11 protein-coding genes and 1 pseudogene are annotated in these 13243 nt (G+C 71.8%); 8 read left to right on the top strand and 4 right to left on the bottom strand.

From position 1 onward, the window contains the following. The first annotated feature begins 128 nt into the window (after positions 1-128). Positions 129-800, top strand: coding sequence for an HU family DNA-binding protein (locus tag ACIGFK_RS12860; protein ID WP_384590586.1), 672 nt, complete (start codon positions 129-131; stop codon positions 798-800). 304 nt (positions 801-1104) lie between these two features. Here ACIGFK_RS12860 and cofC read toward each other — a convergent pair. Then, positions 1105-1707, bottom strand: a pseudogene (gene cofC, locus ACIGFK_RS12855) (2-phospho-L-lactate guanylyltransferase); the annotation flags it as partial. Positions 1708-1915: 208 nt separating this feature from the next. Between cofC and ACIGFK_RS12850 the strand changes: the two are divergent. Genes ACIGFK_RS12850 through ACIGFK_RS12840 form a run of 3 tightly spaced genes read left to right on the top strand, consistent with a single transcriptional unit; the run spans position 1916 to position 4872 of the window. Then, the gene (locus ACIGFK_RS12850) at positions 1916-2668 is read left to right on the top strand and encodes a lysophospholipid acyltransferase family protein (protein WP_376662333.1); all 753 of its coding nucleotides are present in this window, start codon (positions 1916-1918) and stop codon (positions 2666-2668) included. Further along, a complete protein-coding gene (locus ACIGFK_RS12845; RefSeq protein ID WP_376662332.1) occupies positions 2665-3675 on the top strand; it encodes an NAD(P)H-dependent glycerol-3-phosphate dehydrogenase in 1011 nt (336 codons plus the stop codon). The genes ACIGFK_RS12850 and ACIGFK_RS12845 overlap by 4 nt, the downstream gene beginning before the upstream one ends. Positions 3676-3714: 39 nt before the next feature. Then, entirely contained in the window at positions 3715-4872 is a 1158-nt protein-coding gene (locus tag ACIGFK_RS12840; protein ID WP_400051502.1) for a D-alanine--D-alanine ligase family protein, read from the top strand. A 93-nt stretch (positions 4873-4965) separates the two neighbouring features. Here ACIGFK_RS12840 and ACIGFK_RS12835 read toward each other — a convergent pair whose 3' ends face one another. Both ACIGFK_RS12835 and ACIGFK_RS12830 read right to left on the bottom strand, forming a co-directional pair. Then, positions 4966-5469, bottom strand: a complete 504-nt coding sequence (locus ACIGFK_RS12835; RefSeq protein WP_376662423.1) for a DUF3515 family protein — start codon at positions 5467-5469, stop codon at positions 4966-4968. Between the two features lie 23 nt (positions 5470-5492). Next, positions 5493-5726 (bottom strand): Lrp/AsnC family transcriptional regulator, encoded by a 234-nt coding sequence (locus ACIGFK_RS12830; RefSeq protein ID WP_030028650.1) that lies wholly within the window; start codon positions 5724-5726, stop codon positions 5493-5495. Positions 5727-5971: 245 nt separating this feature from the next. On the opposite strand from ACIGFK_RS12830, the gene ACIGFK_RS12825 reads away from it, so the two are divergent. After that, positions 5972-6952 carry a thiamine-phosphate kinase gene (locus tag ACIGFK_RS12825; RefSeq protein ID WP_376662424.1) on the top strand — a complete coding sequence of 327 codons (981 nt, stop codon included), beginning with the start codon at positions 5972-5974 and terminating at the stop codon, positions 6950-6952. Continuing rightward, entirely contained in the window at positions 6949-7749 is an 801-nt protein-coding gene (thiD, locus tag ACIGFK_RS12820; protein ID WP_376662425.1) for a bifunctional hydroxymethylpyrimidine kinase/phosphomethylpyrimidine kinase, read from the top strand. The genes ACIGFK_RS12825 and thiD overlap by 4 nt, the downstream gene beginning before the upstream one ends. Positions 7750-7887: 138 nt before the next feature. Here the strand turns inward: thiD and rpmB are convergent, their stop codons facing one another. Then, positions 7888-8073, bottom strand: a complete 186-nt coding sequence (rpmB, locus tag ACIGFK_RS12815) for a 50S ribosomal protein L28 (RefSeq protein WP_007266795.1) — start codon at positions 8071-8073, stop codon at positions 7888-7890. A 240-nt stretch (positions 8074-8313) separates the two neighbouring features. On the opposite strand from rpmB, the gene ACIGFK_RS12810 reads away from it, so the two are divergent. Both ACIGFK_RS12810 and ACIGFK_RS12805 read left to right on the top strand, forming a co-directional pair. After that, positions 8314-9960 (top strand): DAK2 domain-containing protein, encoded by a 1647-nt coding sequence (locus ACIGFK_RS12810; RefSeq protein ID WP_400051499.1) that lies wholly within the window; start codon positions 8314-8316, stop codon positions 9958-9960. Positions 9961-9976: 16 nt separating this feature from the next. After that, the gene (locus ACIGFK_RS12805) at positions 9977-13201 is read left to right on the top strand and encodes a helicase-related protein (RefSeq protein ID WP_400051497.1); all 3225 of its coding nucleotides are present in this window, start codon (positions 9977-9979) and stop codon (positions 13199-13201) included. Positions 13202-13243: the final 42 nt, after the last annotated feature.

The following is a 13243-nucleotide window of genomic DNA, read 5'->3' as shown; positions in this document are numbered from 1 at the left end:
AACGTCCTCCGGCGTTGCGGCACTAGGGTGATTAGCCCGTTTCGTGTTTGATTTGCGGTATATATCCGCCTAACGTGCGAAATAAGCTTGAACACATTCGTTCTGGCGAAGTCTCCGAAGGGGAAGACGTGAACAAGGCGCAGCTCGTAGAAGCGATTGCCGACAAGCTGGGCGGCCGCCAGCAGGCCGCGGACGCTGTCGACGCGGTACTGGACGCGATCGTCCGCGCTACCGTCGCGGGCGACCGGGTCTCGGTCACGGGCTTCGGCTCGTTCGAGAAAGTCGACCGGCCGGCCCGTTACGCCCGCAACCCCCAGACGGGTGAGCGCGTCCGGGTCAAGAAGACCTCGGTGCCCCGCTTCCGCGCGGGCCAGGGATTCAAGGACCTGGTCAGCGGCACCAAGAAGCTCCCCAAGGGCGGCGAGGTCTCGGTGAAGAAGGCGCCGAAGGGCAGCCTCACCGGGGGAGCCTCCGCGACGGTGAAGAAGGCCGCCGCGAAGAAGGCCACCACCGCCAAGAAGGCCGCGGCAAAGACCGCGGTCGCAAAGAAGGTCGTGGCGAAGAAGACCACCGCGACCGCCAAGAAGGCGGTGGCCAAGACCGCCGTCGCCAAGAAGGCCACCCCGGCGAAGAAGGCCACCGCGGTCAAGAAGGCCGCGACCGCGGCCAAGAAGACCACCGCCGCCGCCAAGAAGACCGCTCCGGCGGCCAAGAAGGCCACCGCGAAGACGACCGCGCCCGCCAAGAAGACGACGACGCGCAAGGCCACCGCGAAGAAGACGACCGCCCGCAAGAAGTGATCAGGGGTACGAGTCACACACGCCGGGCCGGTTCCCCCAGGGGGAGCCGGCCCGCGGTGCATTGACGTCCTCGCAGGTCAGAAGGGTGGAACGGCGGGACTCAGAAGGTCTGGAGCGTGACCAGCGTGATCCGCAGCCCCGCGCCCTCGCCGTCCGTCTCGATCCGGACCCGCTGCCCGGGCCGCAGCATCCGCAGGCCCCCCGCGTCGAAGGCCGCTGTCTCGAAGGGCACCGGGGTGCCGTCGTCCAGCAGCACACTGCCGCTGCGGGTGTCGGAATCGTACGTGTACGCGGTCGCCTGCATACCGGAACTGTATCGGGCCGTGTGACGGCCCACGCCGAGGGCGAAGGCGGTCCGCAGATCCGCCGCCGTGTCCACGTCGCGGCGCACGCTGTCGACGCCCTCCAGTGCGATTTCCACCGCCCCCGAGGCCGAATGCCTGGCCCGCGACGGGCCCCCGAACGAGGGTGCCAATTCCACGGCCGGTGCCGCGGAAAGCAAGGTCGTCCCGATTCCGGCGGCATCCGCCAGAAATGCCCGGGGAAATGCGGCGGCGGTATCGAGCACGCGTAGCAATTCGGGGGGCCGCAGCGCCGGCAGATCGGCGTTCATCGCGGCCACCGCCGCCCCGGGCCGCCCCGCCCGTATCGCCCGCGCCCCGTGGGCCAGCGCCGCGTTGAGACCGGCCCCCGGGGTGTCCGGGACGATCCGCGCCCCCAGTCTGGCCAGTTCCGACCCGGCCGCCGCGTCGTCCGTGACGACCACCACATCCGCGACCGCGACGCAGGCCAGCGCCCCGGCGACGGTGTCCTGGGCGAAGGCCAGGGCGAGTCCGGGACGGGCCGCGCCCACGGACGCGGCGAGACGGCTCTTGGCCACCGCAAGGGGCTTCAGCGGGACCACCAGACTCCAGACGGCGTTCGTGGCCGCCCCCTTCCCTAGGGTTTCCCTCCGGCGCGCTCGGCACCCATTGTCACCTCCGGCAGGACGGCCCCGGGGCGGCATGGCGCGAGCGGGGCGTACGGTGTTCTCGACAGAGACCGGACCGGGGGCCACACTTGTCCGGCCGACGAGGTGCCCAAGCCGCGCACCGGTCCTAGAGGAAGGTGTCCGAGTGTCCCGCCGCAGAATCGGCTTCTGGTACCGCCTGGCTGCGGTCATCGCAAAACCGCCGCTGGTGGTGCTCTTCAAGCGGGACTGGCGGGGAATGGAGCACATTCCGGCCGAGGGCGGATTTATCACCGCCGTCAATCACAACTCGTATCTGGACCCGCTCTCCTACGCGCACTTCCAGTACAACACCGGCCGGGTGCCCCGATTGCTCGCGAAGGCCGCCCTCTTCAAGGTCCCTATTGTCGGGTCCATCCTGCGCGGCAGCGGGCAGATCCCGGTCTACCGGGAGAGCACCAACGCCCTGGACGCATTCCGGGCCGCCGTGGACGCCATCGAGCGCGGCGAATGCGTGGCCTTTTACCCGGAGGGCACCCTCACCCGCGACCCCGACATGTGGCCGATGGCCGGCAAGACCGGCGCCGCCCGTGTCGCACTGATCACCAAGGCGCCCGTCATTCCCGTGGCCCAGTGGGGCGCGAATCTCGCGATGCCGCCCTACGCCAAGGAGAACAAGGTCAGCCTCTTCCCGCGCAAGACCCTCCAGGTGCTCGCAGGACCGCCGGTGGACCTCTCCGCCTACTACGACCGGGAACCCACCCCGGACGTGCTCAAGGAGGTCACCGAGGTCATCATGGCGGCCATCACCGCGCTGCTGGAGGAGCTGCGGGGCGAAAAGGCGCCCGAGCAGCCGTACGACCATCGCAAGGCCAGGGCGGAACAGCGGCGCAAGGCCGCGGGGGAGGGCAAGAAGTGACACGTCCCGTGAAGGCGGCCGTCTTCGGAACAGGCTCGTGGGGCACGGCCTTCGCCATCGTCCTCGCCGACGCCGGCTGCGAGGTGACCCTGTGGGGCCGCCGCCAGGAGCTCGTCGACGCCATCAACACCGGCCGGACCAACCCGGACTACTTCCCCGGCGTCGAACTCCCCGCGGGCCTGCGGGCCACCACCGACCCGGCCGAGGCCGCGGCGGACGCCGACTTCACCGTCCTCGCCGTCCCCTCCCAGACCCTGCGCGGCAACCTGGCCTCCTGGGCGCCCCTGCTGGCCCCCGACACGGTGCTCGTCTCCCTCATGAAGGGCATCGAACTCGGCACCGCCAAGCGGATGAGCGAGGTCATCGAAGAGGTCGCCAAGGTCCCCGCCGAGCGCATCGCCGTGGTCACCGGCCCCAACCTGGCCCGCGAGATCGCCGCCCGGCAGCCCGCCGCGTCCGTCGTCGCCTGCACGGACGAGGTTGTGGCCCAGCGCCTCCAGGCCGCCTGCCACACCCCGTACTTCCGCCCGTACACGAGCACCGACGTCATCGGCTGCGAACTCGGCGGCGCCGTCAAGAACGTCATCGGCCTCGCCGTCGGCATCGCGGACGGCATGGGCCTCGGCGACAACACCAAGGGCTCCCTCATCACCCGCGGACTCGCCGAAGCGACCCGCCTGGGCGTGGCGATGGGTGCCGACCCGCTCACCTTCTCCGGCCTCGCGGGCCTCGGCGACCTGGTCGCCACCTGCTCCTCGCCGCTCTCCAGGAACCACACCTTCGGCACCAACCTGGGCCGCGGGATGACCCTGGAGGAGACCATCGCGGTCACCAAGCAGACCGCCGAGGGGGTCAAGTCCTGCCAGTCCGTGGCCGATCTGGCCCGCCGCCACGGGGTGGACATGCCGATCACCGACACCGTCGTGGACATCGTCCACCACGGCAAGCCCACCCTGGTCGCGCTCAAGGAACTGATGGGACGCAGCGCCAAACCGGAACGTCGCTGACACCCTTCCGCACGCATGAGCGGGTACCCTCGTGGCGATATGAGCAGCGAGAACCTCCCCCAGCCCCCTGAGCAGCAGGGCCGCAAGCCCCGCGTGGCCGTCGTGTTCGGCGGCCGCAGCTCGGAACACGCCATCTCGGTCGTCACGGCGGGCGCCGTCCTGCGCTCCATCGACCGGTGCAAGTACGAGGTGCTGCCCATCGGCATCACCACGGACGGCCGGTGGGCGCTGACCGCCGACGAACCCGAGCGGATGGCCATCGCAGACCGGCAGCTCCCGAGCGTCGAGGAGCTCGCGGACTCCGAGGACGGCTCCGTCGTGCTCTCGGTCGACCCCGCCAGCCGCCAGGTCGTCTACACCGAGCCCGGTGCCGTTCCCAAGGCCCTGGGCGAGGTCGACGTCGTCTTCCCCGTACTGCACGGCCCGTACGGCGAGGACGGCACCCTGCAGGGCCTCCTGGAGCTCTCCGGGATCCCGTACGTCGGCTCGGGCGTCCTCGCCTCGGCCGTCGGCCAGGACAAGGACTACATGAAGCGGGTGTTCACCTCGTTCGGGCTGCGCGTCGGCCCGTACGTGACCATCCGCCCCCGCGAGTGGGAGGCCGACCAGGCCGCCGCCAAGGGCAGGATCCTGGACTTCGCCGCCGAGCACGGCTGGCCGCTGTTCATCAAGCCCGCCCGGGCCGGCTCCTCCATCGGCATCACCAAGGTCGACGAGCCCTCCGGTCTCGACGCGGCGATCCGCGAGGCGCGCCGCCACGACCCGAAGTTCATCGTCGAGGCGCTGCTGCGCGGCCGCGAGATCGAGTGCGGCGTGCTGGAGTTCGAGGACGGGCCGCGCGCGAGCGCGCCCGCGGAGATCCCGCCGGTCTCCAGCCACGACTTCTACGACTTCGAGGCGAAGTACATCGACTCCGCCTCCGGGATCGTGCCCGCCCCGCTCACCCCGGAGCAGACCGCCGAGGTCCAGCGCCTCGCGATCGAGGCCTTCGAGGCCGCGTCCTGCGAGGGCCTGGTCCGCGCCGACTTCTTCCTCACGGAGGACGGCGAGTTCGTCATCAACGAGATCAACACGATGCCGGGCTTCACCCCGATCTCGATGTACCCGCTGATGTGGCAGGAGTCGGGCATCGGCTACCAGGAGCTGGTCGACCGCCTGCTCCAGGCCGCCCTGCGCCGCTCCACCGGCCTGCGCTAGCCGCACCGGACCCCGTACGGCAGACCGCCCGCCGACCGGCCCTTCCGGGGCCGGTCGGCGGGCGGTCGCCGTGAGCGCGGGGCGGTGCCGGATTCAGTACGAGGAGATGCCCTCGGGGACGGTCTTGGCCACGGCCGTGGACAACCCCACCAGCATTCCCGCGTCCGTGGCATGCTCCTTGTCGACCACGACCTCCGTGTACGCCTTCCGCATGCCGGTGGTGAACCGGAAACCCCCGTCGTCGAGTTTCTCCAGCAGCCAGGAGACCCCGTTCACCTGGACGCCCTCCTGCTCCGGATCCGCCATCGCCGGGGGCCTGGGGATACCGCACCGCAGTACGATCGCCGAGCCGCCCCACGCGGCCGTCAGCGGGGACTCCGGTTCGGTACGGGTCCGGGCCTGACCGGCCACCGTCTCCGGGAGCTCCCCGTGCAGCGCCGCACAGAGCCCCGCGACCTCGGCGGGCGGCGTGGGCGGCGGGTCCACCCGGGCCTCGGAACCGGCCGGGGAGCACGCCGCGAGGGCCAGGAGGGCCGTCGCGGCGGCAGCGGCGGACAGGGCACGGACACGGACGAGCGGCCGGCGGTGTAGGGACATCACCGGCCCACAGTAGACGGGGGCTACAGATGGACCACCGGGCAGGTCAGGGTGCGGGTGATCCCCTCCACCTGCTGGACCTTGGCGACCACCATGCGGCCGAGCTCGTCCACGGTGTCGGCCTGGGCGCGCACGATCACGTCGTACGGACCCGTCACGTCCTCGGCCTGGATCACCCCCGGGATCTGGCCGATGGACTCGGCGACGAACGACGCCTTGCCCACCTCGGTCTGGATAAGGATGTACGCCTGTACCACGGAACCTCCAGGGCGGCCACGAGGATCATTTCCCCTAACCTTCGGATGGGCCCGACACGATCGAAAGGGCCGGGGGAAGAAGGGACGCCACGGTACCGCGTCGCCGAGCGCCACGGGGAGACCCCTGGGCACGGCGCCGCGCGCAGCGGGGCGTACGCAGAGCAGAAGTTGACGTATCTGTTGACGGTACCCAGAGCTGTGACGGCTCGCGACCGCAAGCGGACTGGGCAAGAAGGGGCACAGCGATGAAGGGCACTGTGGGCGAGCTGGGGGAGTTCGGCCTCATTCGGGAACTCACCTCACGGCTCACCACCACCCCGGCGGTCCGGCTCGGTCCGGGCGACGACGCCGCTGTGGTGTCGGCCCCCGACCGGAGGGTCGTGGCGAGCACCGACATCCTGTTGGAAGGCAGACACTTCCGGCGGGACTGGTCCACGGCCTACGACGTCGGCCGCAAGGCCGCCGCGCAGAACCTGGCCGACATCGCCGCCATGGGCGCGGTGCCGACCGCGCTCCTCCTCGGCCTCGTCGTCCCGGCCGAGCTGCCGGTCACCTGGCCCACGGAGCTGATGGACGGCATCCGCGACGAGTGCCAGGTCGCCGGCGCGGCCGTGGTCGGCGGCGACGTGGTCCGCGGCGACGTCATCACCGTCGCCATCACCGCCCTGGGCGACCTGCGCAACCACGAGCCCGTGCTGCGCTCCGGCGCCCGGCCCGGCGACGTCGTCGCCGTCACCGGCTGGCTCGGCTGGTCCGCCGCGGGCTTCGCCGTGCTCTCGCGCGGCTTCCGCTCCCCGAGGGCCTTCGTCGAGGCCCACCGGCGCCCGGAGCCCCCGTACCACGCGGGCCCGGCGGCCGCCGGACTCGGCGCCACCGCCATGACCGACGTCAGCGACGGCCTGATCGCCGACCTCGGGCACATCGCCGACGCGAGCAAGGTGCGGATCGACCTGCACACGGCGGCCGTCGACATCCCGACCCAGATGTACGACATCGGCCAGGCCGTCGGCGTGGACCCGCTGCAGTGGGTCCTCACCGGGGGAGAGGACCACGCGATCGTGGCGACCTTCCCGCCCGACGTGAAGCTGCCCGCCCGCTGGAAGGTCATCGGGGAGGTGCTCAACCGCTCCGCGCTGCCCCAGGTGACCGTGGACGGCGCCCCGTGGGCCAGCACCAGCGGCTGGGACCACTTCGGGGCCGACCCGGCCCAGGAGGGCCAGGCGTGAGCGTCGCCCCGCCGCTGTGCCTGACCGTCGCCGGATCCGACTCCGGCGGCGGCGCGGGCATCCAGGCCGACCTCAAGACCATGCTGGCCCTCGGCGTCCACGGCATGAGCGTGGTGACCGCCGTGACGGCACAGAACTCCCTCGGGGTGCAGGGTGCCTGGGAGCTGCCCGCAGAGGCCGTCAGAAGCCAGTTCAGGGCCGTCGTGGACGACATCGGCGTGCAGGCCGTGAAGACCGGGATGCTCTCCTCCGCCGTGCTCGTGGAGACCGTGGCCGAACTGCTGGCCACCACCGGGGCCCCGGCGGTCGTGGACCCCGTGGGAGTCTCCAAGCACGGGGACGCCCTCCTCGCCGCCTCGGCGCTGGACGCCGTACGCCAGGAGCTGCTGCCCCGGGCCACCGTGGCCACGCCCAACCTGGACGAGGTGGCGCAGCTGACAGGCCTGGCCGTGGAGGGCGAGGACGACATGCGGCGGGCCGCCGACGCGATCCTCGGCTACGGCCCCCGGTGGGCGCTCGTCAAGGGCGGCCACCTGGCGGCCCACGGGGACGAGGCCGTGGACCTGCTCACGGACGGGGCCGAGGAACACTGGCTGCGCGCCCCCCGGCACGCCAACGGGCACACGCACGGCACCGGCTGCACCCTCGCCAGCGCCGTCGCCGCGGGCCTCGCCAAGGGGCTGACCGTCCCCGCGGCCGTCACCGCGGCCAAGGAGTACGTCACGGGCGCCATCGCCGCCGGCTTCCCGCTCGGCGGGGGCATCGGCCCGGTCGACCACGCCTGGCAGTGGCACTGACCCGACCACCGCTGCGGCCGTCACCTCCGTGACGGCCGCGCAGGCCGCACCGGGCTCAGGGCAAGACAAAAGGCCGGTTCACCAGAGGTGAACCGGCCTTTTGTGGCAACCGGTAGGGCTGCGCTACGACGGGAGGCGTCAGCGCGAGACCTTGCCGGCCTTGATGCACGAGGTGCAGGCGTTGAGGCGCTTCGGCGTCCCATTGACCACGGCACGGACGCGCTGGATGTTCGGGTTCCAGCGACGCGAGGTGCGGCGGTGCGAGTGGGAGATGTTGTTGCCGAAGCTCGGCCCCTTGGCGCAAACGTCGCAGTTGGCAGCCACAGGTCACTCCAAAACTTCAGATGCAATTACAGTGAAATCCGGCGCACCGGATCAGAGGTCTGAAGTGGTTTGCCGGAAGAATGGCCCGACTCTCATCGGGCAACCGGAGCAGCATACAACGACTGCTCCCGTCCAAGAAAACTACCACGGCTGCCGCCGCCCCCGCCCCGCGGTCCCGTCTCCCCGGCAGTCCGGCGTTACCCTGCGGTGAACCCTGGCCCGCACAAGGAGGAACGCCCGGTGCCGCACGAGCCGCAGCCGCAGCACGCCGACGAGCTCGACGCCGAAGCGGTGCGCACCTGGAGCTCGCTGGCCCTGACCGCACTGGGCCGGGCCCGCGAGGACATCGACGCGATCAACGTCTACCCGGTGGCCGACGCGGACACCGGCACCAACCTCTACCTCACCGCCGAATCCGGCGCCCGCGCCGTCGCCGAGGTGACGCAGGACACGGCGCCGGCCTCCCTGGCCCAGGCCGTACGGGCCTACGCGCACGGCGCGCTCATAGGTGCCCGCGGCAACTCCGGGACCATCCTGGCGCAGCTGCTGCGGGGCGTGGCCGACGTGCTGGGCGACGAGCCCGCGGCCCCCTGCGACGACAGCCCCGGCCGGCTGCTGGCCCAGGCGCTGACCCGGGCCGCGGAGGAGGCGTACCAGGCCGTCGCGCACCCGGTGGAGGGCACCATGCTCACCGTCGCCGCCGCGGCGGCGCGGGCCGGCGAGGCCGCCGGGGCCGCGGCCGGGACCGCCGCCGAGGTGGCCGGGGCCGCCTACGGAGCGGCCCGCGCCGCCCTCGCCGAGACCCCCGGGCAGCTGGCCGCGCTGGGCCGGGCCGGGGTGGTCGACGCGGGGGGCTGCGGGCTGGTCGCCGTACTCGGGGCGCTGTGGCAGGCGCTGTCCGGGCAGGAGCCGGCACCCGAGGAGGTCCGCGGCCGGACCGTGCCCGTACCGCAGCCGTCCGACCCCTGCGAGCAGGACGCCGGGCCCGCCTACGAGGTGGTCTACCTGCTGGAGGCGCCCGACGCGGCGGTGGAGGAGCTGCGCGCACGGCTCGACGGGCTGGGCGACTCGCTGGTGGTGGTCGGCGGCGAGGGGCTGTGGAACGTCCACGTCCACGTCGACGACCCCGGCGCCGCCGTGGAGGCCGGTGTGGTGGCGGGCCGCCCCTACCGGATACGGATCACGCACTTCGGCGACGAACGGCGCCGGGCGCGCGGCGAGCGCGTCCAGCGGGCCGTGGTCGCCGTCGTCCCGGGCGAAGGCCTGGCCGGGCTGTGCGAGGAGGCCGGCGCGACCACCGTGCTCGCCCGCGCCGGGGAGGTCCCCGACATCGCCGGACTCCTCGACGCCGTACGGCGCGCGCACGCCCGCGAGGTGGTCCTGCTGCCCGGGAGCGCCGAACTGCGGGCCGTGGCGGCCGCGGCGGCCGAGCAGGCCCGCGCCGACGGCGTGCGGGTCGCGGTCATCCCCACCCGCTCCGCGGTCCAGAGCCTCGCCGCCCTCGCCGTGCACGACGCGGACGGCACCTTCGACGAGGACGTGGTCGCCATGACGGCGGCCGCCGGCGCCACCCGGTACGGGGAACTGGCCGTCGCCGAACGGCAGTCCTTCACCTCGGCCGGCATCTGCCAGGCCGGAGACGTGCTCGGCCTCATCGACGGGGACGTCGCCGTGATCGGCGACGGCCTGCCCGAGACCGCCGAGGCCGTCCTGGACCGGATGCTCGGCTCCGGCGGCGAACTCGTCACGCTGGTCCTGGGCCCCGAGGTCCCCGACGCCCTCGCGGAGCGCCTGGAGGCGTACGTACAGCAGGGGCACCTGGCCGTCGACACCGTCACCTACCGGGGCGGGCGCTGGTCGGCGCCGCTGCTCATCGGGGTGGAATAGCGGGCTTGTCAGCGCGATGGTGTGCAATGAACACGTGCCCGCGCTCGACGAAGACCTCAAGAAGACGCTCGGCCCCGCCACCGCCAAGGTGCTGGCCGAGCAGCTCGGCCTGCACACGGCCCTGGACCTGCTCCACCACTACCCGCGGCGGTACGCCGAGCGCGGTGAGCTGACCTCGCTGGCCGACCTCGCCGACCAGATCGACGAGCACGTCACCGTCGTCGCGCAGGTCGCCGACGCCCGGCTGCTGACCTACCAGGGCAGCCGCGGCGGCGGAAAGCGCCTCGAAGTCACCATCACCGACGGCAACGGCCGGCTCCAGCTGGTCTTCTTCGGCGCCGGAGTCCACAAGCCGCACAAGGAACTGCTGCCCGGCAGCCGGGCGATGTTCGCGGGCAAGGTCTCCCTGTTCAACCGCAAGCTCCAGCTGGCCCACCCCGCGTACGAGCCGCTCGGCGCGGACGCCTCCGACCGGGACGCGGCCGCCGCCTTCGCCAATCAGCTCATTCCGATCTACCCGGCCTGCGCCAAGCTGGAGTCCTGGAAGATCGCCAAGTGCGTGGACGCGGTGCTGCCCAGGGCCCAGGAGGTCGTGGACCCGCTGCCGGCCGCCCTGCGCGACGGCCGCGGGCTGGTCCCGCTCACCGAGGCCCTGCTGAAGATCCACCGGCCCGCCGCCAAGGCCGACGTCGAGGACGCCCGCCAGCGCCTGAAGTGGGACGAGGCCTTCGTCCTCCAGGTCGCCCTGGCCCGCCGCCGGCACGCCGACGCCCAGCTCCCGGCCGTCCCCCGCCGCCCCACCCCCGGCGGCCTGCTCGACTCCTTCGACGCCAAGCTCCCGTTCACCCTCACCGAGGGCCAGCAGAGCGTGTCGAAGGAGATCTTCGACGACCTGGCCACGGAACACCCCATGCACCGCCTCCTCCAGGGCGAGGTCGGCTCGGGCAAGGCTCAGCCGCTTGACGCGCTGGTACTGACGCCCGTCGGTTTCCGGCCCATGGGAGACATCGCGGTCGGGGACGAGGTGGTGGTTCCGAGCGGCGAGACCGCACGCGTCGGGGGTGTCTTCCCTCAGGGGGAACGCGACGTGTGGAGGGTGGTGCTCTCGGACGGGAGCTCGGTCGAGTGCGACGACGAACACCTGTGGATCGTGGGCACCGGCTGTGGATGGCACCGCGGCCAGGAGCCCGAGGTGATGACCACAAGGGAGATCCGATCGGACCTGCACGAGGCCAATGGATCTGCCAAGTGGTACCTGCCGGTCGCCGTCCCCGTGGACCTCGGGAACGGTGACCGCCAACCGCTTGATCCTTACCTGATGGGCGTTCTCATCGGCGACGGCTCGTTCCGGGACAACCTGGGACTGTCCACCGCGGACGGGGAGATCCTGGCCGCGGTCAAGACTGCGTTGGCCCCGGACTGCGAGATGGCCGAGGTTCCCGGATCCAGCTGCGACCACACGATCCGGATGAGCGGGCCGAGGGGCGGCACTCGACGGAATCCCGTCCTCCAGGCGGTTCGTGACCTGGGGCTGTGGGGTGCCACCTCACACGACAAGTTTGTCCCGGACGTCTACAAGAACGCACCGGTCAAGGACCGTTTGGCGGTCCTTCAAGGGCTCATGGACACGAACGGGACGCTTGACGCGAACGGAATGAGTATTTCGTTCTGCTCTGCCTCGCTCCGGTTGGCGCAGGACGTGGCCTGGCTTGTGCGCTCTCTCGGTGGACGTGCCCGTGTGCTGCCCGAGAAGGCGGCCTTCAACGTCTCCGTTGCCTTGCCGGAGGAATTCGAGCCGTTCCGGCTGTCGCGCAAGGCGGCACGAATGCAGCCCAGGCCGAAGTACAACACCTTCCGGCGCGGCATTCGGGCTGTGGAGCACGTGGGCGTCAAGCCGGTCCAGTGCATCAGCGTCGAGCATCCGAGCCACGCCTACGTGACGGACAACTTCACCGTGACGCACAACACGATGGTGGCGCTGCGGGCCATGCTCGCCGTCGTGGACTCCGGGGGGCAGGCCGCCATGCTCGCGCCCACCGAGGTGCTCGCCCAGCAGCACCACCGCTCCGTCACCGAGATGATGGGCGAGCTGGCCGAGGGCGGGATGCTCGGCGGCTCGGACCAGGGCACCAAGGTGGTGCTGCTCACCGGCTCGATGGGGATGCCCGCACGGCGGCAGGCACTGCTCGACCTGGTCACCGGCGAAGCCGGGATCGTGATCGGCACGCACGCGCTGATCGAGGACAAGGTGCAGTTCCACGACCTCGGGCTGGTCGTCGTCGACGAACAGCACCGCTTCGGCGTGGAGCAGCGCGACGCCCTGCGGTCCAAGGGGAAGCAGCCGCCGCACCTGCTCGTCATGACCGCCACCCCGATCCCGCGCACCGTCGCGATGACCGTCTTCGGCGATCTGGAGACCTCGGTCCTCGACCAGCTGCCCGCCGGCCGGTCCCCGATCGCCACGCACGTGGTGCCCGCGAAGGACAAGCCGCACTTCCTCGCCCGCGCCTGGGAGCGGGTCCGCGAGGAGGTGGAGAACGGCCACCAGGCGTACGTGGTCTGCCCCCGCATCGGCGACGAGGAGGAGCCGAAGAAGAAGGGCTCCGCGGAGGACGCCGCCGAGAAGCGGCCCCCGCTGGCCGTCCTGGACATCGCCGAGCAGCTCACGCGCGGCCCGCTCGCTGGGCTGTCGGTGGAGGTGCTGCACGGCCGGATGGACCCGGCCGACAAGGACGACGTGATGCGCCGGTTCGCCGCGGGCGAGGTCAAGGTACTGGTCGCCACGACCGTCATCGAGGTCGGGGTGAACGTCCCGAACTCCACGGTCATGGTGATCATGGACGCCGACCGCTTCGGCGTCTCCCAGCTCCACCAGCTGCGCGGCCGCGTCGGCCGCGGCTCCGCGCCGGGACTGTGCCTGCTGGTGAGCGAGATGCACGAGGCGAGCCCCGCCCGGGCCCGGCTGGCCGCCGTGGCCGCCACCCTGGACGGCTTCGAACTCTCCCGGATCGACCTGGAGCAGCGCCGCGAGGGCGACGTACTGGGCCAGGCCCAGTCCGGGGTGCGCTCCTCGCTGCGGGTGCTGTCCGTCATCGAGGACGAGGAGGTCATCGCCCAGGCCCGCGAGGAGGCCGGCCGCGTGGTCGCCGCCGATCCGGAGCTGGAGCGGCTGCCCGGCCTGCGCACCGCGCTGGAGGCCCTGCTGGACACCGAGCGGGAGCAGTATCTGGAGAAGGGCTGACAATGGGGGTGCCCGTTGTCCCCGAAGATTGAAGGACCCCCA

This window comes from Streptomyces sp. NPDC085524, from assembly GCF_044541755.1.
Taxonomy (GTDB): domain Bacteria; phylum Actinomycetota; class Actinomycetes; order Streptomycetales; family Streptomycetaceae; genus Streptomyces.
This window is presented reverse-complemented; position numbering and strand designations above follow the sequence as displayed.